We start from the raw sequence: 1,031 nt of genomic DNA on the forward strand, positions 1-1,031 counted from the left end.
GCCGAACACATCACCAACCTCGGCGAAGCCGCCGAATACATGTTCGACCACACCATCTTCCAGGACAACCTCGTCTTCGTCGACTTCTGCGAAGCCATGGTCAAAACCACCAACCCCACCGTCCTGGCCCGCGCCGAGAAAACCCCCGCCCCCCACACCGACACCCACGGCTACCGCACCATCGCCGACATCATGCGCGCCTTCAACCCCTTCGAAGGCGAGGTGTACAAACAAGCCCTCAAAATCTCCCGCACCACCCGCGAAATGTTCTGCCTCATGGAAGGCCGCCACGTCCACCCCTCCACCCTCTATCCCGGCGGCGTCGGCACCATGCCCCAACCCTCCGTCTTCACCGACTACCTCGCCCGCCTCATGCACGTCATCGACTTCGTCAAACAAGCCGTCGCCATGAACGACGACATCTTCGACTTCTTCTACCAAGCCCTCCCCGGCTACGAAGAAGTCGGCCGCCGCCGCACCCTCCTCGCCTGCTGGGGCGCCTGGCAGAACCCCGACATCGTCGACTACCGCTACGCCACCATGAACACCTGGGGCAAAGCCATGTACGTCACCCCAGGCATCATCATCGACGGCCAACTACGCACCAACAACCTCATCGACATCAACCTCGGCCTCAGAATCCTCCTCGGCTCCTCCTACTACCAGGACTGGACCGACGAACAGCCCTACGTCACCCACGACCCCCTCGGCAACCCCGTCGACATCCGCCACCCCTGGAACCAGACCACCCTCCCCGCACCCCAAAAACGCGACTTCACCGGCAACTACTCCTGGGTCATGAGCCCCCGCTGGCACGACGAACAAACCGGCGACCACCTCGCCCTCGACACCGGCGGCGGCCCCCTCGCCCGCCTCTGGTCCACCGCCCTCAACGCCATCGTCGACACCCCCTACATCAAAGCCACCGGCCACAGCGTCCAAATCAACCTCCCCAAAGGCCCCACCCTCCCCGAAACCACCCTCGAATGGCACATCCCCCGCTGGTCCAACACCATCGAACGCGACCGCGC

Annotated in this window: 1 protein-coding gene; it reads left to right on the forward strand. The window is 63.8% G+C overall.

Features of this window, described 5'->3' with window-relative positions; genetic code table 11:
* Positions 1 to 1,031: nickel-dependent hydrogenase large subunit (locus ACF061_RS39075; RefSeq protein ID WP_392271781.1), on the forward strand; the 1,031-nt coding region annotated here is incomplete at both ends.

The organism is Streptomyces sp. NPDC015220, from assembly GCF_043079345.1.
Taxonomy (GTDB): Bacteria; Actinomycetota; Actinomycetes; order Streptomycetales; family Streptomycetaceae; genus Streptomyces.